Raw genomic sequence first — 24,017 nt, 5'->3', positions numbered from 1 at the left:
CAGAGGCAATGTGAAATGCGTTCCATCCTGTGCATCGTGCTAATGCTCCTGCCCGGGGCCAGCTGGGCCGAAGAGACGTTCATGACCATCCAGCAAGTGCGCGGCAATCAAATTGCGGTCGTCAAGGATGCTGTCGGAGGAGGTCGTCGAGGCGGAGCGGCGGCGGCCAGCCAACCCACGGTTCTAACCGTTCCAGCCGATGCGAAGATCACAACCGCGATGCGAGAGCGACGAACATTCGAGTTTCGTGTCGGCGGTGAGTTGGCCGGCGGCTTGCAACACGGCATTTTCCGAGAGATGAAAGGGCCCCTTTCCGCCCGCATCGTAACGGAAGGTAACCGTATCACCGAGATCAACGTCATTACGCCGCAGATTGACATCAACCAGTCACAGACGGATGCGAGCGGACAGACGGTCATTGCAATCCGCCCCAAACGCCCCCCGCTGAAGAAAAAATAACAGAAGCGAGCATTGCTGTCTGCCTTAAGCATTTTCCGGTCTGAACGTTCGCGCCACGTGGTGAAAGCTATGCGACAAAAGTTTTCGATACTCATCGCTTTCTGCCTGCTTTGTCCGACTCTTGCGCGTGCGCAGGAGAGCGATCGCGCGAAGGCTGAATTCTTTGAAGCAAAGATCCGTCCCGCATTGGTAGCCCATTGTTACGAATGCCATTCGACAAAGTCGGGCAAGGCGCGGGGTAGCCTGAAAGTCGACTCACGTGACGGCCTGCTGGCTGGCGGTGACACGGGGCCGGCGGTTGTCGCGCGTTCGTTGGAAAAGAGCTTGTTGTTCAAGGCGATCACTCACGATGGTGATTTCCAGATGCCTCCTAAAGGAAAATTGCCTGACGATGTGATCGCTGACATTCGTAAATGGATTCTGATGGGCGCGCCCGACCCGCGCGTCACTGAAATCAATCCCGCCGTGAAAACGGTGATTGACGTCGAAAAGGGGCGTGAGTATTGGGCGTACCGCCCCCTGGTTCGACCCGAGCCGCCGAGCAGCCCCAGTTCGTCCTGGGCTCGGACGCCGATCGACCAGTTTACTATTGCGAAGCTCGACGAACACAAGCTGAAGCCGGTTGCTGACGCGCCGCCACGATTGCTTGTTCGCCGTCTGTACTTCGTGCTCACCGGCCTGCCCCCTACGCCCGAAGAGATAGAGAACTGGACGAAAAGGATCGAAACGCAACCGTCCGAAAAGGCAAAGCAGGACGCTCTTGCCGAACTCGTCGATCACTTGCTCGAATCGCCGCAGTACGGCGAGCGCTGGGGGCGGCACTGGATGGACGTGGCCCGCTTTGCCGAATCGACCGGCGGCGATCAGAACAACGTGTTTCAGCACGCTTGGCGGTATCGAGACTGGGTGATCAACGCTTTCAACAGCGACAAACCATACGACCAGTTCATCCGTGAACAGATTGCCGGCGACTTGCTGCCGATCGCCAACGATCAGGAGTGGGCCGATAACGTGATCGCCACCGGCTTCCTCGCGGTGGGCACGAAAATCGTTGGCGAAGAGGACCAACAGAAATTCTTCGCGGATTTAGTGGATGAGCAGATCGACGCCACGACGCGGGCGTTCCTGGCGACGAGCGTGGCTTGCGCACGATGCCACGATCACAAGTTCGATCCGATTCCACAGTTCGATTATTACGCGATAGCGGGAATCTTCCGCTCGACCGAAACGCATTACGGTCTGCTGAAGGCGCAGGCGCGACAAGCCACGACCCTGCTCGACTTGACTGGCCTGGGACCACCGGCGGGAACTCCGGAACTCAACGCGGAAGAATACGCAGCGCTTGTCAAAAAACGTGATGATGCCGCCCAGGAAATCGCAGATGCAATGAAGAAGATCCGCTCCGGCGAAAATGTCTTTCGGGGACTGCTCCGCAAATATCGGTCAGATCGTGATGAGACTGAAGCGGCACTGCAAGCTTACTCAAATCGCGGACAGCCGCGCGTGTTTGCGATGGGGACGCAGGATCGCGACCTCCCGTTGGCGACTCGGTTGCTCGTGCGCGGCGAACTTGACAAGCCGGCGCAAAGCGTCCCGCGTGGGGTGCTGCAAGTGCTTAGTCCGCGGGGAAAGCACTCTTTGCCAACCGTCAGCAAGGGAAGCGGACGGTTGGATTTGGCGAATTGGATCGCGTGGCAACAGAACCCGCTCACTGCCCGCGTCATGTCCAATCGCGTATGGCATTGGATGTTCGGCCGTGGTCTCGTGCGGACGGTTGACGATTTCGGCTCTACCGGTGATCGCCCCACGCACCCGGAATTGCTTGATTACCTGGCAAATCGCTTCATCCAGAATGGCTGGTCGACCAAGAGGCTGATTCGTGAAATCGCCCTCTCGCGCACTTGGGAACTTTCGACCTCGTTCGAAGAGGATAACTTTGCCGTCGATCCCGACAATCAATATCTCTGGCGAATGCACCAGCGACGCCTGGAGGGCGAGGCGGTTCGCGACGCCATGTTGGTCGTCGGCGGCAATCTCGATCCGCAGCGGCCGTTGGGCACTTTGCTTCGCGAAGTGGGCGAAGGCAACGTCGGTCAAAACGTCTTCGAGCCGGTGATTCGCGCGATCGATTCGAACCACCGATCCGTCTATCTGCCGCGGGTTCGCGGGGTGTTGCCCGAACTGCTGGAGTTGTTCGACGCGCCAGACGCTAGCCTTGTGGCCGGCTCGCGCGAGCAGACCTCCAGCCCGCTGCAATCGCTCTTCTTGATGAACAACCCCTTCGTGCAGCGTCAGGCGGAAGGACTCGCCCAGCTCGTCGCCAATCGCCCGCCGAGCGAACAGATCGAATATGCGTATCTCCTCGCTTTGGGCCGCAAGCCACGCGAGGAAGAAAAGCAGCTTGCCAACTCATTCATGAACGACATTGGTAGCGCTCGTTTAAGCACGCAGCAGAAGTTAACAGCCTATTGTCAGGCGTTAATCTGCACCACGGAGTTCTGTTCGATTGATTGATCGTGGCGAAAGCTATCAGCTTGCGAAGCACCACAAGAAGCATTCCCCACTCCACGGACAAACCATGAAACGAAAACTGTTTTGCTCAAACCAGATCTCGGCCGTTTCACGGCGAGACGCGCTCAAGTCCCTCTCGGCAGGTTTTGGCTTCTTGGCGTTCGCCGGCTTGGCGTCTGCGCAAGCTGCCGAGGAAAGGAATGGCTCGCTATTGGCTCCGCGCGCGCCGCACTTCGAGCCGCGGGCAAAGCGAGTGATCTTTCTCTGCATGCGCGGCGGGCCGTCGCACGTTGACACGTTCGACTACAAACCGCGGCTTCAGCAAGATCACGGAAAGCCGTCGCACTACGGGACTCCTTGGTGTGCGTCGCACTGGAAGTTTCAACAGCACGGTAAGAGCGGTCTGTGGATGTCGGAACTGTTCCCGCACTTGGCCAAACAAGCGGATGAGTTGTGCTTGTTGCGGGGAATGCACTGCGATCAGCCGGCACACGCGCAAGCGTACTTGCAAATGCACACAGGGCACTTTCAGTTCGTGCGACCGTCGATGGGAGCGTGGACGCTGTACGGATTGGGCACTGAGAATCAGAACCTACCCGGCTTCATCTCGATCAATCCGACCTCAGCCAATGGGGGATCGAAGAACTACGGCAGTGCCTTTCTGCCGGCCGCTTATCAAGGAACCAAATTCACCGTCGCCGACAGCAGCGCTCGAAACCGCCGTATCGATCAACTGCGGCGAGGCGAGGTGAATCCCTACGGCATTAACAATGCAGTCAACAAACAACTTTCCAAGCCCCTCCAGCGTGCACAGCTCGACCTAATTGCGTCACTGAACCGAGACAAGCTGTCACGCGACAAGCACAACCCAATTATTGAAGGAGCAATTGAAAACTTCGAACTGGGCTTCCGCATGCAGGAAGCAGTGCCTGAAGTGATGGACGTGTCGAAAGAGACGAAAGAGACGCTCGCGCTGTATGGCGTCAACGAGGACCCGACGGACGGTTTCGGCCGCCAGTGCTTGCTGGCTCGCCGTTTTGTGGAGGCCGGCGTCCGTTTCATCGAACTGGGGCATGGCACTTGGGACCAGCACAGCAACCTGCAAACGGCGCTGTCCGACAACTGTGCCGAGACTGACAAGCCCATCGCCTGCCTGATCGCCGACTTGAAGCGTCGTGACTTGCTGAAAGACACGCTCATCATTTGGGGTGGTGAATTCGGCCGCACTCCGTATTCACCCGACGGCAACGGCCGCGATCACAATCACAAAGGCTACACGACGTGGCTGGCCGGCGGCGGCGTCAAGGGCGGATTTGCGTATGGCGCGACCGACGATCACGGCTACGAAGCCGTCGAAGGCAAGATGCACATTCACGACTGGCATGCCACGATTCTGCACTTACTTGGCTTCGATCACGAGCGACTCACCTACCGCTACGGCGGCCGAGAGATGCGGCTAACTGAAGTGGCCGGTTCCGTAGCCAAGGCGATTATCGCCTAACATTTTCAGACGAACAACAAACCACGTTGCACATTTTGCCTTTGCAACGGTTTTCTCGCGAGTCGCCAATGCATGTTCCAAGAATCGGTATTGTGGGAGGTGGGCCAGGCGGCCTGATGACTGCCTACATGCTGCAAAAGTTTGCGAACCGTCCATTGGTAGTGACCCTTTTTGAAGCGAGTCCGCGCTTGGGAGGGAAAATCCTAACTCCGCAGTTCGACAGACTTCCCATTCGCTATGAAGCAGGAGCTGCGGAATTCTACGACTATTCCCAGTTTGATGACGATCCGCTGAAAGAGCTGATCATGGAATTGGGGCTCCCCATTCGCCCTATGGGTGGCCCATCTGTCGTGATGAATGGCCAGATTCTGGAGAACTGGGATGACATTCGGGAGCAACTGGGCTCGTCAGCCTATCAGTCGCTTGTACAGTTCGATCGGCGTGCGAAAGACCGTATGACGCCGCAAGAGTTTTATCATTCCGACAACCCTGAGGGAACGACGGAGCTTGTAGAGGAGAAACGCTTCGATGCCCTGCTGACAACCGTCGCTGAACCAACTGCTCGGGGCTACATCGAGAAGATGATCCATAGCGACTTAGCGACCGAGCCGGCGCAGACCAGTATCGGCTACGGCCTGCAAAATTACTTGATGAACGATCCGGCGTACATGCACCTGTATGGCATCGAAGGGGGCAACGAACGGTTGGTCCAGGAATTGGCGGCCAGAATCGACGCCGTTATCCGGCTGCAATCACCGGTTCAATCGGTGGAACGAGTCGGGCGTCGGCTGCGCATCGCTTCCACTCACCAAGGCGTGCCAAGTGAAGACGAATTCGATTTCGTCGTGATCGCGCTCCCGCACAACCGTCTCAACACGGTTGCTTATCGTGGCGAGGCGCTGGAGGCAGCTCTGCGTTCCCATCACGCGCACTATGATTTCCCCGCGCATTATCTGCGAATCACCATTTTGTTCGAGCAACCGTTTTGGCGCAATTCCTGTACCGACTCCTATTGGATGCTCGACAAATTTGGGGGGTGTTGTTTGTACGACGAGTCTTCGCGTGACCCCAACATCACCCACGGCGTGCTGGGGTGGCTGTTGGCCGGTCAAGCGGCTGAAGAAATGAGTGACAGCAGCGACGAGGAATTGCTGGCACAAGCGCTCGATTCTCTCCCATCCTTCCTGGAGTCTGGCCGGCACTCGATGTTGGAAGGGCGGGTGCATCGTTGGATCGGCGCGGTCAACGCCATTCCCGGCGGATTGCAGGTCCAAAACCTGGATCGCCGACACCAGCCTGAACCACTCGACCATCCCAATTTGTTTGTAGTGGGGGACTATCTGTTTGATTCAACTTTGAATGGCGTGCTCGATTCTGCGCAGTATGTAGCATCGTGGTTGGCAGCACGGTTGACGAGTTATTCCGAAAGTGACACATGATTCTGACTAGCGAAACGCGTTACCAACAAAACCATTCCACACTTTCTACGAACGGCGTTGCCACGTTACCGGAGGGAGCGGCCCTGCAACGGATTGCCTTCGTTGCCAAGCCTGCGCTGGGTCAGGAAGTGTTGTTGACCTTCCCACCTCCCATTCACCAGCGGGCTGTGGTTCTGGCGAACGATTCCACCTCCGCCGAAGATGAGAAACCGACCGTCACATTGTTGGCGGTTTCCAGTGTGTCCAGAGCGGCAAACCAAGCTAACGATGGCGAATGCAAGGGGCAGATGCAGCACTGGGTCGAGGCGGCAGAAAGTTCCTGCGCCGCTGTCGCGCAATGGATGACGTTTCAGGGAACGCAAATCTGCTGGACCCCTCAGCGCTGTGCCATCCTGGCCCCTGCCGAACGTCTAGAGTCTGTGAAGCGGGCGGTGATTGAGGTCTACTTTTACGAATCCGAACTAAACGAGATCGAACGGAGTTTAGGCGAAGCGTGGCCTGCAATGGAAGCGGACATGCCATCGGCCTTTGAGTTCAAAGAGCAATCGCTCGGCAAACACCAAACACTGCAACGACGCTTTCAGCAAGTGTTGTTGTCGCGTGCCCGACTGGCACGCTTGGGGCCGTTTGTGCATACACCTCATCTGCATCCACCCACTCTGGCCAGCCAGATCGGCGAGCGGTTCCGCGAGCGTACTCGGATGATGCATCGCCATGAGTTCCTGGGGGAACAGCTAGAGGTCTTTGAACGCGTTTACGAAATGTGCGGCCAACGGGCGAGTGACTTCAAACTCGCCCGTACAGGCCACATGCTGGAGTGGGTGATCATTGTGCTATTGGTGGTGCAGCTTCTGCTGTCGGGTTTCGAACTGCTGGCCAGCATCGAGCCTGCCAGCGCTCAACCTACGATCCCCACTACGACGCACGTGGAATCGTAAGCAATGCGATTTCCTTCGATAGATATCCTTCGTACCTTCGCCATCTTTGTGATGGTGCTGGTACACTTTGGCGAGAACCTCTCCGGCTTCACGTCGCCATTCACCGGTTTTGGAGCGCCGCTCTTCGCATTCCTCAGTGGCGTTAGTTATCTCCTTTGGGTGCAAGGGCAGACAGCCCGCGGCACGAGTGAAGAAGATATCTCCAAGGTCTCCATCCGCCGTGGCCTGTTTGTGATCGGCATCGGCTTCGCGTTCAACATTCTCGTGTGGCTACCCGAAGATACCTTCAACTGGGATGTCCTCACGTTTGTGGGAACCGCTCTGATCCTGCTCAATGGTTTTCGCCGCCTGCCGCTGCCGATCACCGTGCTGGCCGCGGTGATGGCGCTGCTGGTGAGTCCCATCTTACGCGGGCAAGCCGATTATGCCGCCTATTGGGAAAACGGTTACTTCGAATGCGACCTCACATTGTCCGATGTGCTGATCGGCTTCTTGTGTACCGGCTACTTTCCCATCTTCCCTTGGATCGCCTTTTCGCTCAGCGGATATGTCGCCGCCGCCACGCTGTTCGCCGAGACCGACAGCGACGAACCGCTCCCCTCCCTTTGGCCGCTTGTTCTGTTAGGGGCCGCGTTTATCGCGACATCGCAGCTCGCGCGCCTGTCACGACCTTACTTGCCGGAGCTACTCGCCAACAACTACTTGGGAGGCTGGACCATGTTTCCGCCCACGATTGAATATGTGCTCGGAACATTGGGTATGACCCTGATGCTGCTGGGACTCACGCACCGCTTTATCGATCACAACCCACGGGCTTTACGCTGGCATGGCTTGCTTAACATCGCCAAGACGTTCAGTCGTTATTCATTCACCATCTACATCTTGCATCATGTGGTTCATTTGTGGCCCCTCTGGATTTACGGCTCGGCCAATGGCTTCGATCCGACCTACTTTTGGATGACAGCGTTGCCGATCACGACGTCGATCCTGCTGGCAATCCTGTTTCTCGCCTGCTGCTATGGCATCCTGCGACGACTCGGCCCTGATCGAACCTACGGCATTGAATCCTGGATGCGTTGGCTCTGTGATTGAATTCACTGGGTCTCGCATTTTGGCGGCAAGTGTAACTCAAGTTGAGAGTGGCACCGGAAAGGAAGTCGTCGCACGTGAGTCGTCGAGCAGAACGACCTCTGATCAAGGTCAATTGCGCGGCGATCCCGCGAGGGCTCTATGAAAGTGAAGTCTTCGGGCACGCCAAGGGAGCGTTCACTTGCGCATTCTGACCGACGAAGAATTGCGATCGCTCGAAGCCAACAACATCCAAGCCGCGCTGTCCAAGCCATCCAAGTTGCCACAAACTATGCACCTTACGGCGTCCCTGTCTTGAACTCCTTATCTCAAAATGATTTGTGTTCCGGGTAATGGCACATTGCCTTACCCGGGTCAGTGGAGGCAAAAGGACACCAATAAAACTTTTTCTGACCGGGGTCAGTGGCTTTGCAACCACAACTTCTTCCCTGATTCGATCGCTGGGCGCACTGGGGTGAAGTTCCGTTTGAACTTCGCAATTGAATTCGGGTTGAGACAACCGGAGGACGTGAGAGCCCTCAAATAGAACAGACAACTTCTCACGCCATGATGTCGCTGATGACATTACCCTTTACATCGGTGAGTCGGAAATCGCGGCCAGCGTGGCGGTGGGTGAGCGATTTGTGGTCCAGGCCCAGAATGGCCAGCATGGTGGCGTGGAGGTCTGCGATCTGGACCGGGTTCTCAACGGCTTCGTAGCCGTAGTCATCGCTCCGTCCGTAAGCGATGCCGGGCTTCACGCCGCCGCCCGCCATCCACATCGAAAAGGCTTTTGTATTGTGATCGCGACCTTCCTGACCTTCGGCGTATGGCGTGCGACCGAACTCGCCAGTCCAGACAACCAACGTGTCTCTTAAAAGGTCTCGTTGGGCCAGATCGGCCAGTAGCGCGGCGATCGGTTGATCGACCTCATCACAACTCTGCTTGAGTTTGGCGTTGAGATTGAAATGATGATCCCAGTTGCCATGAGTGATCTCGACAAAGCGCACGCCTGCTTCGACCATGCGCCGCGCGAGCAAGCATTTGCGCCCCATATCGTCGCACTGCTCTGAACCAATGCCATAAGCCTGCTGAGTCGCTTCCGTTTCACGAGACAGATTCAGTACCTCCGGCATTTCTCGCTGCATGCGGAACGCCAGTTCGTAGGATTGAATCACGCCATCCACGGCTGGATTGAATGAGTCGCGGTTCAACTTTTCGCGGTTGAGCGACTGAATGAAATCCAATTCCTTTCGCTGATCGACATCGGTACGTTTGGCGGTCAGATTCGGAACGCTTGCGTATCGAATTGGGCGATCACTTTGCCCAACACGCGTTCCCTGATAGACGGCTGGTAGAAACGAACTGCCATAGTTCGTCGCTCCACCAAAGCCGCTCGGAGGCGTCAAACTGACAAATCCCGGTAGATTCTGGTTTTCGGTTCCCAGCCCATACAAGGTCCATGCACCGAGGGAAGGTCGAACAAACTGGGCAGTTCCCGTATGCAACTTGATGAAGGCTTGAGGGTGCGCCGGCTGGTCGGTTTGCATAGATGAAACCACACACATTCGATCGGCATGTTTTGCCAGCTGCGGAAGCAACTCCGACATCCACAAGCCACTCTGCCCGTGCTGAGAAAACTTCCATTTAGACCCCAGCCACTTCGATCCGGGACGAGGCCCCGGCTTTCCGGAGTCACGATTCAGTTGAGGTTTGTAGTCCAGCAGGTCCACGTGAGACGGAGCGCCGCTCATGCAGAGAAAGATCACTCGTTTGGCTCGGGGTTTCAGCGGAGTTTTCTTCGGAGCCAGAGGCGATCCGTTGTCTGCCGTTTGTGCGTCAAGTGATGCCTGCGTGCCAGCCAGGGCGGAAAACGCCAGCCAACCAAAACCGCACCCGGTCGTCTGAAGCACATCGCGCCGTGTGAAGAGCGTGCTGACTCTCGAACAGGTTTTCGAATCATTCATGATGTCACCCTTTTGAAAAGTCCTGAGAGAGACTGCAATTCAATCAAGGAAACGGAACTCCGCCGATCCGAACAATCCGCGAACGACGCTGGTCCACGCCGCGCGGGAGTTACCAGTTGCCTTCACCAGAGTCTCAGCGGCCATCGATTCGGTCTCGGAAGGATCGCGATTGAGGATTCGGCGGAATACGAACCGCAGTCTTTCTTTGAACGAAGCCAGAGGAGTTGCCGCTGGGTATGCCTTCAGCACAATATCCGCCAGAGCCTGCGATTGCTCCGCCACGAAATCGCTGTTCAACATGAACAGCGCCTGCGACGGCACATTCGTGGCGTCGCGCGCTCCATCGGTGGCCGAAGTGTCGGGCGGGTCAAACGCAAACAGCACTGCCGGCGTCAGGCTGCGAGTTGCCGGCAGGTAGATGGAGCGGAAGTTGTTGTTCGCGCCTTCGATCTGTTGCAGAGTCACCGCTTGAAAACGCTCGCCACCGATGGGTCCATCGCCAGCTCGACCGATGAGCGAACCTGGCTGAGGCTGTCGATTAAGCCGTCCCGAGGCCGTCATAATGCCATCGCGGATTTCTTCCGCTTCCAGCCGTCGCGAATTGTGTCGCCACAACATGGTATTGTCGGGATCGGCCGCGAAGCATGTCTCGTCGTAGTTGGATGACAGGCGATAGACGCGGCTGAGAGTAATCTCGCGGATCAGCTGTTTGATGGACCATCCATTGCGGACAAATCGAGCCGCCAGATAGTCCAGCAACTCCGGATGAGTTGGCTGAGCGCCGGTGGTCCCAAAGTTATCAACGCTCTCGACAAGCCCGCGTCCGAACAGCCAGTGCCATACTCGGTTCACGATCACTCGCGAAGTCAGCGTGTTCTCTGCCGACACAAGTGCATTGGCCAATTCGAGCCGACCGCTGCCCTGGCGAATCAGAAGATCTGTTCCTGTACCGAGCAGCCCCGGAACACCTCGCGGAACAGCTTCGCCCACATTCTCGATGCTGCCGCGGAGGAACAACGGACTATCGGCGATGGCCTCAAAGCCGCTGGATTGCATGCGTCGTCCAGCCGGACTTCCCGCCATTGGCTCGCCCGGTTGCTGCTTCGGACCGCCGGGTTGTCGTGGACCGTCCGGCGGCATTGGCCTTGCTGGGCCAGCACCACTGGGCCGACCACCTGGCATCGGACGACCCGGGCCAGGTCGACGAGCTTGCGGCGCTGAGTTGGGTCGGTCGCTGACGCCCATCGCCAAAGCTTTTGCCGATCCATCCTCGTTGACGAAACTCAATTCGAATTCCAGTTGCGACACTTGAGTACTGATCCGAACCACGTCGAAGTCGGAGAGTCCATCGGTGGGCTTGCCACCATTCGCGCGTTGAGCCCGTGCAGAACGTTGTTGTTGCTGGAGTCGCTCTAGTTTCTGCTGCTTCTGTTGGATTTCGGCGGCATTGAGTCCACTCGCGACCACCGGCAAACCTGCTTGGGCTGGTAGGTCGACCAATCCCGCACGATTGCGCCCACCCACCGCGCCGGGCGTTCCATACTTGGTTTCTGTCGAGAGAAAGATGCCTGCCAGCGCAGTGTAGTCGCGTTGAGAAATGGGATCGAACCGATGGTCGTGACATCGCGCACAGGCAACGGTCTGCCCGAGAAACGCCTGCGCAACCGCCGCAATCTGATCGTCGGCCAGGTCGACGGCAAATTGTTTCGGATTTCGCTCGTTGATTGGGATCTCGCCAATCGCCAGAAAGGCAGTGGCAATCAATTGTTCTGCACGCTGCGAATCCATCTTTGCAGGCAGCAAATCTCCAGCGATCTGTTCGCGCACGAACTGGTCGAACGGTTTGTCTTTGTCGAACGAATCAATCACGTAATCGCGGTAACGCCAGGCATGCGGATAAACAAGGTTCGCATCTTTTCCCGACGACTCCGCGTAGCGCGCGACATCCAGCCAATGACGTCCCCAGCGTTCCGCGTATTCACGCGAGTCCAGCAAGCGATCAACCGTCTCTTTCAGCAGGGACTCGCGATCACCCGACGATGACCATCGATTCAAAAAGTCTTCGCACTCCTGATCGCTCGGAGGAAGCCCGGTCAGATCAAACCGCAGTCGGCGCAAGAGAACCAGCGGCTCAGCATCTGCCACCGGCGAAAGTTTGGTTCGTTCCCACTGCGCTGCGACAAAGCGATCAATGTCTGACTGCGGCCACTTGGCAAATTGTGTCGCGATTGTCGTAGATGGCCCCGTGACAGACTCAAGCCGCTGGAGAGACCACCATTTTCGCGCCTGCGACGTGTCGTATCGCGTCACGACTTTCGATGCTCCGTCGCGAGGATCGGGGGCACCCATGCGCACCCAGGTCTCAAAGTCGCCAATGACGCTGTCGGGAAGTTTTCCGCCGTCGTCCTTAGGGGGCATCTTCAAATCGTCGTTCGCATATCGGATCGCGGAGATCAGCAGACTGGCCTGCAGATTTCCCGGTACCACAGCCGCCCCCGAATCCCCGCCGCGCCGAATCCCCTCGCGACTGTCCAGCAGCAGACCTCCCTTAACGTCACCCGCTTTTGCCGAGTGACACGAGTAGCACTTGTCGACCAGCACAGGGCGAATCTTCGCTTCAAAGAACTGCAACTGCTCTGGAGAGATCTTCTCCTGTCCCAGTGCGTCACTGGATATCATCCACAGCAGCAGAGCGACAACTATACAAGCGGATCGAAAACGACAAGACCTTATGGAATCGCAATTCATCGTCGGCGTCAGCAGGTGTTGGTTGGTATTCATAGACGTCCTCAATTCTCCAACGACTGGTCAACGATCACACGAACGTGATCGCCAAAGATTCCAAACGCTGCCAGATCAAGCTTCACGGTGCGACGATCGTCACTCAGCGTGATCGTGTCATCGCGCGGCGTGCCGGACAATTCCAGTGCTCGCCCCTTCTGCGGAAACTGCCCGCCACGTTTAGAGAAAAGCCCATCACTTGCGCGCAGGTCATCGCCGACAACAATCAGACCCAACACAGGGCGATTGAAAGTGATTTCGCCGACGATGCGTTTCAGTTCATTGGGGTTGGGTTGCAACTGTGGCGGGCCCGCTTCGTCCCTTTGATCCAGCGGTCGGAATTGCAGAAGAAATGACTTCACACGCTTGCCCGACGGAATATCTGCCGTTGTCAAGTCTGCAGCGAAACGAACCTTCCCAGGCGAAGTGACATTCACGCGGATTGGCTCGCTCAGAATCCGTGCGTAGCCTTCCGGCAGGACGAAAATATCCGTGTTACTTTGAACGAGCCCCATCGGTCGAGGCCAGTGTGGTGCAAACCGGAAGGCACCCGTGGAACCAGAAACTCCCGACGCAACCGGCCAGACCTTTTCAAACACATCGGCATCGAATTTCGCGGCCTGGATTTCATGACGTTGGGTCACGCGAACCGCTTCACCTTCCTGAACCAGTCGCCCAGCACCGCTGTCGGCCGGAGTAACCTCAACTTTTCCGTCGAACACCGAAACCACAGGAATCCCTTCAGAATCAATCTCGATTCCAAAGGCCGTGCCGAGATCGACAACTTCGGCCGTCGGCGTGCTGACTTGAAAGCCCTCCGCGCCGGGCGGAACCGTGGCCGTCAGCAAGCCCGAGTGCAATCGTGTTTTTCCCGGGCTGATCAATTCATAACGGGCCGGCCCCTGCAATGTGACTTCCACTCCATCATCAAATTGCAGACGAATGAGTCCGCGCTGAATCTCGATGGTCTTATTGCCAAGGCGATCGCCATTCCGCAACACACTATCTGTCTGATCGATGGCTGCAACCGACGCAAAGGGTTCGATCACAGAGGGTTCGATCGCCGGTCCACCTCGTTCGCTCTTCTGCAACAGAAACAGTGCGAATATCAAACAGGCTGCAACACTGGCCGCAACCACCACGATTCGCTTGGTCGACCAACGCAGTGGCTTGTTCAAACTCGGAGTGAGTTCGTGAACCTGGTCCGAGAGAAGCAGTCCGCGAGCGGCATCACACAGCATCTGTTCACGAACATTGGCTTCGACAAATCGCTGCATCTGTTCCGGATGATCTTTCAGCCAATTTGAAAGTTCGGCTTGCTGGCCCGCGTCGAGCGAACTCTCGAGCCACTGTTCCATCAGCCGATCGAACGGTGCTCCGTCAGCCGGCAGTTTGTCATCTGGCTGGCTCAAGCTGATTCTCCTTGCAGGCCGACGTGTCTCTCGACGCACTGCCGGAGCACATCACGCGTCCGCTTCAGGATGGTTCGCACGTTATCCGCCGTGATGTTCAATTTTTCGGCAATCGTTTCAGAAGTCTCACCTTCGGCGTATCGCATCTTAATGATCGTTCGCGGTCGCCCTGCCAGCTCGCCAACACAGTGCCGCAGCGCTTCCGCCTCATTGCTGATGCGAGGCGCAACGTCCGCCCAGGCTTGTGTGTATTGATCCAGAAACACCGAGTCGCAGATCATCCGATCCCGTGCCGCGTCTCGGCGATGCCCCAAAATCTCAAACTTCGCCACTCCCAGCGCCCATGGAAGAAACGGTTTCGACTCGTCGTACTCGGCAAACTTCCGCAGCAGGGCCAGCGATGTCTCTTGCACGATGTCGCGGGCTGCCCAGGGATCTCTGACCAGCGACACGACGAACTGACTGACCGTCGGCTGAGCGTCAGTCCAAAGTTGCGTGAATCGAATTTGTTGGTCTTCATCGAGCATCTGAATTTCAGTCCTGATCCATCGTGGCTGTCATGATTCTCCACGAAGTGGGAGTAGTGTGACAGGATTCTGAAAGAATCTTTACCCTGCTCATTGATTCCAGGGCTCCCATCGGAGTGTCTCGCTCCCTAGGCACCGCGATATGCTCGTAATTCCTGCGGAATCGGCGGCGACACACCCGGGGGCGGGCCGTGTGTAAAGCTCGCGTCAGGCTGGCCGCGGTAAAGTCGCGGAATGAACGGAAAACTGTCCGTGATAACGTAATAATACGTTCCGTCAGGAAACTCCGGCGTGCATCCAAACCGTCCGTTGCATTCGTCCAGGTCGCCGAATCCTGGTTCGTAGATGTGGTCTTCGCAGAATCGTCCGTCCGGTTTTCCAAGTGGCCCGCTGGTTCGCTTGACATCCGAGAGTCGATAACTCGATCGTAGCCGGCGAATGGGGCTTTGCAGATCGCCCGGAGACTCAGGCGACTCCGGTCCGTAAATGGGAAATCCATCCGCAGCGTATCCAACCAACATCATTCGGCGCGAGGGATCTAAACTCATCAAGCTCGCCAGAAGTCCTGCAGGCATTCCGTGGTAGTGGTACATCCCTCCGCCTTGTGTATGTGCATTGTTTCGATCGATTCCTAAAGCAATCGAATTCGCCGGATGCAAGACTTCAAACTGCCAGCCAGCGGAAACATCACTATTCCAGAATGGTCCAGACGGATCGAAGGGGACGCCATTCACCGCAACTCCGAACCACCACATGTTGATGGGTATCGGCTTTTCGTTCTGGATTGGCTTTGCCGGCATACGCAGCTGATGCGACTGAGGACGGACTGCGACTGGATCGTGTCGATTAGGAAAGTCACCGATGGCGTGCCCGGGTAAACCGTTGGATTCAAGAACTCGAAAGTCTCCTTCCATTCGCAGGCTCATTTTTGACGCAGCTTCGTCAACGGACATTGCCCTATTTGTAAGTCCGATGAGGGAAAGTACTCCAGCGCCAACTGTCGCACCGACGGCTCCCGTAATCACATCACGACGGCTGATACTCATGCTCTGGTTCCCCAATTCAAACGGCAATCAAGCCTTCGATGGTCCACGCCCCTTTCGCCCTCGTGGCGTAGTTACTGGGGCGAAGCCTTATTCACGGATATCTCTCCGCACACCGCTGTCGGCGTGACAGAATTTCCAATAAATTCTGCTGGCTTCCCAATGCTGGGAAGGCTTCCTGTCTATTGCCCTGCTCCTTAGACGCCTCGGTAAGCTCGTACTTCCGATGGAACTGGCGTAGAACCAGGCGAAGGATAGTGGACGGTGAAACTCCGCAAGTGCTTACAGAATAGCCACTTAAGAATTCTTCGCCGAAATTGCCCGAGCTGATTGAACTTTCCGAGAGAAGCCCTTGTTTGCGAAATGCCCACGAAAAAAGCCACCGATCACATTCGATCGGCGGCTAGGCACGAGCGCCAGCGGCCAAGCACTTGCGAGCTCAGTCAGTTGAACAGAATTTCAAGTACGCCCCGGGGTATTCCCTTCCCTAACTGATTCCAGCGTTGTGAGCTTCATTTCCAGTTCTGCGATCTTTGCCTGAAGCTGTTCAATAATGGGAGCAACCTGCTTCTGCGAGAATCGCTTGTGGATGTGCTGCGGGCAGTTCACATCCCACGCCTCGATCTCGAACAGGATGGCCCGTTCGACTTTGCCCGGGTAGGTTGAGTCACGCAGCCTGTTGAGCAGCGCGGGATCGTCTTCCACGACACGGGCTTTGCCCCAGAGCTTGATTCGTCGGCTGCGGACGTAGTCCATTAGGAAGATGAACGCCTTGGGGTTCTCCGATAAATTGCCGAGCGTGATGTACTGGCGATTGCCGCCGAAGTCGGCGAAGCCAAGAGTCTTCTCGTCGACCTTTTTGAGAAAGCCGGGGGTACCGCCTCGGTACTGGATATATGGCTGCCCCTCAGCGTTCGCCGTACCCAGGTAAAACATATCCAGATCGGCCAAAAACGCTTCGAGTTCTGGGGTCACTGTCGTTTCCCAACTCCCTCCTGTTTCCATGCGGGCGTAGCCGGAGCGAGATCCTTTTTCGGACTGAATCCCCTTCACCGCAGGAGTAAAAGCGATATCGCTGGAAAATTGTCGCATGGAAAGATGCCTTTGTTTCTTGGTGATTCGTTGCGAGGACCGCTTACCGAATGACAGGGTGCGCTGTTTTCATCGAACGGTGGGAATCCCCGAGTCGTCCGCAGGTCGTGGCCCCGGAGCGGGCCAGTGAAACTTGCGTTCGGCGACTTGGATCGTCAGGTCGTTGATGCTCGCCTCTCGACGCAGCATCAGCCCCTCATCGTCAAACTCCCACAGTTCATTACCATAAGCCCGAAACCACTGACCGTGGACATTGTGGTATTCGTACTGAAACCGGACGGCGATTCGATTCTCTGTGAAACTCCACAATGACTTGGTAAGGCGGTAGTCGAGTTCTCGGTCCCATTTGGTTGTCAGAAACTCTCGAATCTGATCGCGACCACGCAGAAATCGGTCCCGATTGCGCCACTCCGAATCTTCCGAATAGGCCATCGACACTCGCTGCGGATCGCGACTGTTCCACGCATCTTCTGCGGCTCGGACCTTGGCCGTTGCGGTCTCCAAAGTAAATGGCGGCCGAATGATCGTCATGGCAGTTCCCTTGTAATCAACTGAGATCGAAGTAAACCGGATGCCTGAAGAAGGTCAGGCATCCGGTCAATGTCCGTATGGTTAATGAGCGGAGCAAGCTTCTGTGCCGCACGTCGAAGTCGCGCAGGCTTCGACTGGTTCGGCTTTCGGAATATCGAGATCGGTATCGGCCACGTTGTTGAGAAAGTTGGTGAAACAGCCCAGCACCACACTGGCGACGATCTCGACAATTTCGGAATCGCCAAAACCATGATCCCGAACGGCTGTGAGTTGCTGGTTACTGACCTTGCCCCGGCTTTCCAGCACATCGCTTGCGAACGCCAGCGCCGCCTTGGTACGGCGATCTTCGGAGTTGCCGGTGCGACCTGCCAGAATGTCGTCGGCAGTCAGTCCCGCCGATGGAGCGACGGCACTCAGGATTGACGTGCAGTAACTACAGGAATTCGTTTCGCTGGTCGTGAGCTTCAATTGGTTGTGCAGCTTTGTGCCGATTCCGGCTCCACCCATTGCCGTACTAAAGGCAAGGAAGCTGTCGAGTACCGCGGGCGAGTTCGCCATGACCCTGGCAGTGTTGGGGATCATGCCAAAGGCTTGCTGCACCGTGTCGAGCAGTTCCTTCGTGCGGCCGGTGGCGACTTGAGGATTGACGGAAATGAGGCGTTGCATGGAACTTCTCCAGAGGAATTCAAGGACATTTGGGTGATCTGAGGCGAGCAACATGCTCGGCTCAGCTTTACCCGATTCGGAAAGAACAGACAGGTCTTGTTGGTGTGGTTGTAGATGGAATCGAGGGGCTACTTGGTGAGTTGCTTGCCGAGGAAGCCACGGATCAGCGTGGCGATTTCCGCTCCGTCTTCTTCGAGGGCAAAATGCCCGGTATCAAGTAGGTGAAACTCCAAGTTCTTCAGGTCACGCTTGTAAGGAAATGCACCGGCGGCAGGGAAGATTTGGTCGTTCTTGCCCCAGACGATTAACGTCGGTGGCTGGTGCTTGCGGAAGTATTCCTGCCACTTCGGATAGAGCGGCGGGTTGCTGCCGTAGCTGAAGAACATAGCGAGTTGAATCTCTTGATTGCCGGGTCGATCCAAGAGGGGCTGCACATGTCCCCAGGTGTCCGGGCTAATCGTTTCCACATTGCGGACACCAGCGGTGTACTGCCACTTCGTTGCATCGAGAGTCAAAAGCGAACGCAGGCCGTCGCCCTTGTCCTTGCTGCGGTCCTTCCAGTACGCCTTGATCGGCTTCCAGAATGCGTTGTCGATTCCTTCGTCGTAGGCGTTACCGTTCTGCACGATCAGCGTTTCGACCCGCTCCGGGTGCTTTGCAGCGAGACGGAACCCCACGGGGGCGCCATAGTCCATCAAGTAGATCGAATACGTCTTCAGGCCGACCTTCTCGGTGAACTTCTCGATCACGTTCGCCAGGTTGTCGAAGGTATAGTCGAATTCGTTGACCGACGGAGCCGAACTATGGCCGAAGCCAGGGTAATCCGGGGCAACGACGCGATACTTCTCCGCCAACGCCGGAATCAGATTCCGGAACATGTGGGAAGAAGTCGGGAAGCCATGCAGCAGCAGGATGGTGGGGCCGTCCTTGGGCCCGGCCTCTCGGTAAAAGATATCCAGGTTGTCGACCTTGATCGTACGGTGCAACACTTGCGTCGTCGGTGATTGCGGCTCAGCGGCTTTGACAGGCAAGCCATACGCAATGATCGTGGTAAGAGTCAGCACGGCGACGGAGTTGTGGAACAGGTTCATGGCTTCTTTCTCCAAGGGGCTTAGTTTGTTTTTACTTAATGAGATGCTCAGCGAACGGAGCGTTGAAAATGCTTAGCGAGTTTCATCGCAACCTGGGATCGTTGCACAAACCTCATGGTGATCGACGATTGGTTCGGCCTTCGGGAAATCAATGTCCGTCGCGGCAACGTGGTTGAAGTAGTTGGTGAAGATGTTCAGCGCGACATTGCCCACGACTTCGGCAATGGCTGCATCGTCAAGACCCGCGATGCGAGCGTCCGCAAGGTCCGCGTCACTCAAGCGTCCCTGTTTGTCCAACACCTGCCGAGCGAACTGGACAATCGCCGCGGACTTCGATTCGACGGATGTCCCACGGCGGCTATCCAAAATCTGATCTGCGGTGAGTCCGACCATCTTGCCGATTGTCGAATGTGCGGCGAGGCAATACTCACAGCCGTTTGCTTGCCCCACGGCGAGTGCGATCCGCTCGCGATCTTTCGCCGACAGCGCTCCTTTGCCCAGCGCGCCGCTGAGCGAGAGATAACCTTCCAGGACCGCTGGAGCGTTGGCCATCGCGCGGGTCATGTTGGGAACCAATCCCAGCTTGCCCTTCACGGCATCGAGCAGCTCCTTGGCTTTTCCGGTAGCTGATTCAGGGACGATCTGGTGAATTCGTGACATGTGCAAAACCTTTCGAGAACGGAATTTGATGGACCTCTTTGGCCAGCCGAGCAGTTCAGCGGCCGATGGGACATACAAGTCACTTTCCGTGCCACACTCGCCGGATTGCTACAAGTCGCTTTATTGCAATGACTTACGAACATATTGGCCAACCAGACAGATCAACGAGATATCGTTGTTCACCGATATCTCGTTGATGGTTGACGAGATTTCGTCACAATGGCCGTATGGCAAACCAACATCTAAGTTCCGGAATCGTCGGTGATCCCAAACGGCTCCTCCTCGAACTCGCGTCGCTCCACCAATTCTCAGAACTACTTCCGCTGGCGGTTCAGCGATTGTCGGAAGCGTCCTCGGTGGCGCTCGTTCGCATTTGGCTCACACAGCCGCCTCTGCCCAACGATTGTTCGGCCTGCCGTTTGGCGAGTGAGTGCTCAAACCGAGAACGCTGCTTACATCTGGTGGCAAGTTCCGGCAGATCGGTCACCGACACGAATGCGAATTGGCAACGACTCGATGGAGCATTTCGTCGTTTTCCCATCGGCGTGCGAAAGGTCGGGCAAATCGCTGCCACGGGACAGTCGCTCGAAGTCGCGAACGTGGAACAAGACCAAGTTTGGGTTGCCGCACCGGACTGGATCGCTGCCGAGCGCATCACATCGTTCGTCGGACATCCCTTAATCCACCGAGGGGAAGTGCTGGGCGTGCTTGGACTCTTCGCTCGCGAACGGCCAGGCGACTCGTGTTTCGAGTGGCTGCGAATGATTGCCGATCATCTCGCCGCTTCCATCGCCAATGCGCGCGCTTTGGAAGAGATCAACTCGCTGAAGAAGCGGCTCGAACAGGAGAATGAGTATCTTCGCGAGGAAGTGCAGCAGGCGGCAATGTTTGGCGACTTGATCGGACAGGCGCCGGCGCTACAAGCGGTGACTCGTCAGATCGAACTCGTCGCGCCCACCAATGCCGCTGTCTTGATCCTCGGGGAGAGTGGCACGGGAAAAGAAGTCGTCGCCCGTGAGATTCACCGTCTTAGCCGTCGAGCCCAACGACCTTTGATCAAAGTCAATTGCGCGGCGATTCCACGAGAACTCTACGAAAGCGAATTCTTCGGACACGCCAAAGGTGCGTTCACCGGCGCGCTGCGGGATCGGGCCGGTCGGTTTGAACTGGCCGATGGCGGCACGTTGTTTCTGGATGAGGTCGGCGAGATACCGCTAGACATGCAGGCCAAGTTGTTGCGAGTTCTACAGGAAGGGGAGATTGAGCGAATCGGGGAGGAACGAACTCGCAAGATCGACGTTCGCATCATCGCCGCGACCAATCGCAATCTGCGAGCCGAATCTGAGGCGGGTCGCTTTCGACAGGATCTATTCTATCGACTGAGCGTGTTCCCAATGGAACTGCCGCCGCTGCGAAAGCGAGTGGAAGACATCCCATTGCTCGCGGAGCACTTTCTCAATCGGTTTGCTCGTCAATTGGGACGCCCTCGCCCACGACTGACGCTGGCGAATGTCCAGGAGCTTCAGCGCTACGACTGGCCCGGAAACGTGCGCGAACTGCAACACTCATTGGAAAGGGCATGTATCGTTGCCGCTGACGGTCGCTTGCGATTTGATTTACCGACGACTGCCGCAAAGCGGCAATCTGAGCTTTCAGAATCTCCTTCGCCTCAACGCATTCTGACCGACGAGGAACTGCGATCGCTTGAAGCCGCGAACATCCAAGCCGCGCTGTCGAAATGTCACGGCAAGGTCTACGGAGCCAATGGGGCAGCGGCGCTGCTGGGAGTCAAACCGACAACACTCAACTCCCGAATCAAGTCCCTCGGTATCAAGAATGCATGAACCTTGACCGTGCCAAGCCATCCAAGTTGCCGCACAACTTGCACCTTACGGCAACCCTGTCTTGAACTTCTTATCGCAAAATGATTTGTGTTTCGGGTAATAGTTACGGTGCAAGAAACTTGAACGGTTCGCTCGGCGCAAAATTCGCCGTCTGATCCCCGACGACATCCAGCTTGCCGGCAAGAGTCAACTTACGCACGCCGGCACTGGCTTGAAAGTCAATTTTGTCTAGCTTCACCCACAAGGCACCCGGACTGTTAGTGTCTTCGTAGAAGTAGACGCGGTTCTTCTGGTCGGCCGCCGTTCGCCAAATCGTTGATGAAACGTTGGGCGCTCCTTGCTTGCGAATACCGCGAGGAACGCTGACGTTTCGCATCACACTGAACACGGCGGCCACTGCCTCACGAGCATCCGCCGACTGCTGGCACGCGTTGATGTAATACGAAGCCCGTGCAAAGCGATCCGCAGCCCGGACCGTGCCCGGGAGCATCACAGCTCCGTCGAACTCTTTCCAGTATTCGTTGATTGCGAGTTGCTTGTCGTAGGTTGGCGAGTTCGTCATGACCTGGTGTTCCCGGGCGTGGTGAATAACCAGCTTACCTTGCACATACTCAAAGATGGCCGAGTCACCAGTGGGGTCGGATATGGCCATGTGGACGGTTCCCTTCGCTCCGTTCGGTGCCACGACGGGAACGATGCGGAATGCTTCTTTCTCGACCTCAGCAACCGCCTCCGAGACCGTCGCGAAGTTGTCGAGCAGGTACTGAGCCCAGGCGGTGATACAAACACCCGGCCGCTTGTCATCGGCTGCGGGGTACTCGGACTCAGCCAGGTACAACAAGTTCGCAACGAACCCTTTCTCGTTCATGCCGTCGGCGCTGCCGCCTTCGTAAACCGAGGCCACGACGCTGCCATACTTGCTGGTCCATTGCAGCGACCCTTTCCCCAGGCCGCCATCGCGTTTCATTCCACGAGGGAACACCCACAAATTGGTGTGCATATCCTCGACCCAGTCCATCGACCGGCCGGTAACCGTCTGCCCCTCCTTGCCGAAGTAGATGGCGCGAGTGCAGGCTTCCGCATAGTGCAAACTCGACAAAACCGCTGCCACAGCAGCCACGATCAGCAACGCTGAAAGACGACTCGACGTGGCAATTCTCTCAATTCTTAGACACATGATTTCCTCGCCCAACGGGTGTTTGATCGATGACGTGCGGTAGCAATTGACTGCCGAGTTGTTCCGTTGTCGGCTGAGCAAAGGCCGATGAATGGAGCCCCAACCGGAAAGTGCAGAGCCTCCCCAGACTGACATCCGCGAATTTATCAGTCGGCCTCTTCAAGCGGGATTTGAACTCCGTATCCCATTAAGCCACCTCAACTTCCAGCTACCGTAATACCAAATCGATCTTCCGGGTACCAGTCGATTGAACAAGGAGCCAATTCTTGCAAACCCTTGTCCCACAACGAAAAGCGGCTCTCCGCGAGTAACCGCTGCGAGCCGTGAAAAGCTCAAGTCGGGGTGACAGACGTCTATTGAACTTTTATCGGGTTCGTTTGGCGACCGGACGAAGGCGCTAATCGCTATCGCACAAGCACTTGCGAGTTGAGGTCTCAAAGACAGTGTTCCGAAGTTACCCGGGTAACTTCGATCATGCGCTATTTCACCTTTCGAATGACGGGCGGTTTCCATGATCCATCGAGGATGCCTTTTTGGCCCCAATAGGCGCGAATGTACAGAGAAAAATGACCCCCTGGAGCCGGCAGCCAGTTTGATTCCTTGTCCTTGCCCGGAGAAGCCTTGTTGACGTAGAGCGTGAGCGAACCATCGGAGTTGCGCTTGAGGTTCTTGTTCTTCGTGCCCAACGAGTAGCGCTTCAAGTCGTTGGGATGGAAGAAGTGCTGCTCATTATAGAGTGTCAGCGACCAGAACCCACTCACCGGTGGTTCCTGCCCGGCGGCAAAAGTAACTTCGTAGCTCTGGTTGCCATCGAGTGATCCACCGGCCGAGTCGTTGTCGGTGTACAGATACTGTGTCTCTTCCGGTTTGTTGTCGAACATGTTCGACTTGGCGGTTCCCGTGCGATTGAAATAATCGAAGCCAAACCGCGCGTTGTTGGTCGAGCGATGCCAGCCGTTGCCCGCAGGGCGGCCATTTCGGTTCCATTCGAAGAAGGGTTCGAGTACTCCGCGCTCGGTTTCGACTGCAACATCGACCAGCGCCTTCTTGATCGCCGGATCTTTCTCCGCGGAATCGAGCAGCACGCGAAACTGGCCGTAGAGCGCCTCTTCCCCGGGAAGTGGCGGCACAGAATCAAGCACGGCGCCCAGTTGATCGAAGTATTTCTCCGGGACGATGTAAACGACGGTCGAATAGTGCAGCGCGCGGCGGAGCCGATGGTCGGTCGAAAAGTGCAGCGCTAGCCCTGCTCGTGAGAATCCGTAAGGCAGATTTGAGGCTTCCCAGCGTCTCAAGCCTTACGATCCGCG

At 56.6% G+C, this 24,017-nt stretch carries 19 protein-coding genes and 1 pseudogene; 8 read left to right on the top strand and 12 right to left on the bottom strand.

Annotation, left to right across the window (positions count from 1 at the left end; all coding sequences use genetic code 11):
* The first annotated feature begins 15 nt into the window (after positions 1–15).
* The 7 genes and pseudogenes from ETAA8_RS28440 to ETAA8_RS36000 all read left to right on the top strand — a co-directional run.
* Positions 16–459 carry a hypothetical protein gene (locus ETAA8_RS28440; RefSeq protein WP_145096846.1) on the top strand — a complete coding sequence of 148 codons (444 nt, stop codon included), beginning with the start codon at positions 16–18 and terminating at the stop codon, positions 457–459.
* Positions 460–528: 69 nt separating this feature from the next.
* Complete coding sequence (locus ETAA8_RS28435) at positions 529–2,973, top strand: PSD1 and planctomycete cytochrome C domain-containing protein (RefSeq protein WP_145096843.1); 2,445 nt, start codon at positions 529–531, stop codon at positions 2,971–2,973.
* A gap of 64 nt (positions 2,974–3,037) precedes the next feature.
* Positions 3,038–4,471, top strand: a complete 1,434-nt coding sequence (locus ETAA8_RS28430; RefSeq protein ID WP_145096840.1) for a DUF1501 domain-containing protein — start codon at positions 3,038–3,040, stop codon at positions 4,469–4,471.
* Positions 4,472–4,539: 68 nt separating this feature from the next.
* Positions 4,540–5,910: a flavin monoamine oxidase family protein gene (locus tag ETAA8_RS28425; RefSeq protein ID WP_145096837.1), complete on the top strand. Its 1,371-nt coding sequence runs from the start codon at positions 4,540–4,542 to the stop codon at positions 5,908–5,910.
* Positions 5,907–6,848 (top strand): hypothetical protein, encoded by a 942-nt coding sequence (locus tag ETAA8_RS28420; RefSeq protein ID WP_145096835.1) that lies wholly within the window; start codon positions 5,907–5,909, stop codon positions 6,846–6,848. Before ETAA8_RS28425 ends, ETAA8_RS28420 begins: the two co-directional genes overlap by 4 nt.
* Before the next feature lie 3 nt (positions 6,849–6,851).
* Entirely contained in the window at positions 6,852–7,940 is a 1,089-nt protein-coding gene (locus ETAA8_RS28415) for a heparan-alpha-glucosaminide N-acetyltransferase domain-containing protein (RefSeq protein WP_145096832.1), read from the top strand.
* 43 nt (positions 7,941–7,983) lie between these two features.
* A pseudogene (locus tag ETAA8_RS36000) lies at positions 7,984–8,125 on the top strand (sigma 54-interacting transcriptional regulator); the annotation flags it as partial.
* A 351-nt stretch (positions 8,126–8,476) separates the two neighbouring features.
* On the opposite strand, the gene ETAA8_RS28405 reads toward ETAA8_RS36000, so the two are convergent.
* From ETAA8_RS28405 to ETAA8_RS28360, 10 genes are all read right to left on the bottom strand, one after another.
* Positions 8,477–9,883, bottom strand: coding sequence for a DUF1501 domain-containing protein (locus ETAA8_RS28405; RefSeq protein ID WP_145096830.1), 1,407 nt, complete (start codon positions 9,881–9,883; stop codon positions 8,477–8,479).
* Between the two features lie 39 nt (positions 9,884–9,922).
* Positions 9,923–12,562, bottom strand: coding sequence for a PSD1 and planctomycete cytochrome C domain-containing protein (locus ETAA8_RS28400; protein ID WP_202921325.1), 2,640 nt, complete (start codon positions 12,560–12,562; stop codon positions 9,923–9,925).
* Between the two features lie 110 nt (positions 12,563–12,672).
* Entirely contained in the window at positions 12,673–14,076 is a 1,404-nt protein-coding gene (locus tag ETAA8_RS28395; protein WP_238397592.1) for a FecR domain-containing protein, read from the bottom strand.
* Positions 14,073–14,603: a sigma-70 family RNA polymerase sigma factor gene (locus ETAA8_RS28390; protein WP_145096824.1), complete on the bottom strand. Its 531-nt coding sequence runs from the start codon at positions 14,601–14,603 to the stop codon at positions 14,073–14,075. The genes ETAA8_RS28395 and ETAA8_RS28390 overlap by 4 nt, the downstream gene beginning before the upstream one ends.
* Positions 14,604–14,731: 128 nt before the next feature.
* Positions 14,732–15,649, bottom strand: coding sequence for a YHYH protein (locus tag ETAA8_RS28385; protein WP_145101038.1), 918 nt, complete (start codon positions 15,647–15,649; stop codon positions 14,732–14,734).
* A gap of 456 nt (positions 15,650–16,105) precedes the next feature.
* On the bottom strand, positions 16,106–16,738 hold the full coding sequence (locus ETAA8_RS28380; protein WP_145096821.1) for a pyridoxamine 5'-phosphate oxidase family protein: 633 nt from the start codon (positions 16,736–16,738) through the stop codon (positions 16,106–16,108).
* Positions 16,739–16,807: 69 nt separating this feature from the next.
* The gene (locus ETAA8_RS28375; RefSeq protein ID WP_145096818.1) at positions 16,808–17,269 is read right to left on the bottom strand and encodes a nuclear transport factor 2 family protein; all 462 of its coding nucleotides are present in this window, start codon (positions 17,267–17,269) and stop codon (positions 16,808–16,810) included.
* An 81-nt stretch (positions 17,270–17,350) separates the two neighbouring features.
* A complete protein-coding gene (locus tag ETAA8_RS28370; protein WP_145096815.1) occupies positions 17,351–17,935 on the bottom strand; it encodes a carboxymuconolactone decarboxylase family protein in 585 nt (194 codons plus the stop codon).
* A 128-nt stretch (positions 17,936–18,063) separates the two neighbouring features.
* Positions 18,064–19,026: an alpha/beta fold hydrolase gene (locus ETAA8_RS28365; protein ID WP_145096813.1), complete on the bottom strand. Its 963-nt coding sequence runs from the start codon at positions 19,024–19,026 to the stop codon at positions 18,064–18,066.
* A 72-nt stretch (positions 19,027–19,098) separates the two neighbouring features.
* A complete protein-coding gene (locus tag ETAA8_RS28360; RefSeq protein ID WP_145096810.1) occupies positions 19,099–19,686 on the bottom strand; it encodes a carboxymuconolactone decarboxylase family protein in 588 nt (195 codons plus the stop codon).
* A gap of 227 nt (positions 19,687–19,913) precedes the next feature.
* Here ETAA8_RS28360 and ETAA8_RS28355 point away from each other — a divergent pair, with 227 nt between their 5' ends.
* Positions 19,914–21,530, top strand: a complete 1,617-nt coding sequence (locus ETAA8_RS28355; RefSeq protein WP_145096807.1) for a sigma-54-dependent Fis family transcriptional regulator — start codon at positions 19,914–19,916, stop codon at positions 21,528–21,530.
* A gap of 103 nt (positions 21,531–21,633) precedes the next feature.
* On the opposite strand, the gene ETAA8_RS28350 is transcribed toward ETAA8_RS28355, so the two are convergent.
* Both ETAA8_RS28350 and ETAA8_RS28345 read right to left on the bottom strand, forming a co-directional pair.
* The gene (locus ETAA8_RS28350) at positions 21,634–22,707 is read right to left on the bottom strand and encodes a linear amide C-N hydrolase (protein WP_145096804.1); all 1,074 of its coding nucleotides are present in this window, start codon (positions 22,705–22,707) and stop codon (positions 21,634–21,636) included.
* Between the two features lie 479 nt (positions 22,708–23,186).
* The gene (locus ETAA8_RS28345; protein ID WP_145096801.1) at positions 23,187–24,002 is read right to left on the bottom strand and encodes a DUF1214 domain-containing protein; all 816 of its coding nucleotides are present in this window, start codon (positions 24,000–24,002) and stop codon (positions 23,187–23,189) included.
* Positions 24,003–24,017 lie beyond the last annotated feature (15 nt).

The organism is Anatilimnocola aggregata, from assembly GCF_007747655.1.
Classification (GTDB): Bacteria; Planctomycetota; Planctomycetia; order Pirellulales; family Pirellulaceae; genus Anatilimnocola; species Anatilimnocola aggregata.
Note: the sequence above shows the minus strand (reverse complement) of the source record. Positions and strands in the feature narration are given on the sequence as shown.